The organism is Oleiphilus sp. HI0066 (assembly GCF_001635725.1).
Window position 1 is genome coordinate 1 of record NZ_LWFH01000922.1, and the last position, 321, is coordinate 321.

1 protein-coding gene is annotated in these 321 nt (G+C 43.9%); it reads right to left on the reverse strand.

Translation table 11 applies throughout. The features are described 5' to 3' along the window. Window positions 1–92: 92 nt before the first annotated feature. A partial coding sequence (locus A3738_RS10650) for an ATP cone domain-containing protein (RefSeq protein WP_369819795.1) occupies window positions 93–321 on the reverse strand: 229 nt, incomplete at its 5' end.

Below are 321 nucleotides of genomic sequence, written 5' to 3' on the forward strand. Positions count from 1 at the left end.
AATTCACCAAGCCAGGCTAACTCGATAGCACGAGCCATATAACGATGATCATCAGCCGACCAGTCATGCATATGGAGCAAAACTCTTAGTGCTTATGCGTTATCAGAAGAGCGATCACGCTTGGCTAAGCGATCAATCTCTTCTTTAAACTCATTGATGTCTTGGAAACTGCGATATACCGAGGCAAATCGAACATATGCAACTTCATCTAAACTTCGAAGTTCTCGCATCACTTCTTCACCCACTTGCAATGAAGATAGTTCTCGCTCACCAGTCGCTCGCAGACGATACTTGATGTTGTCTATCGCTTGTTCAATAGAC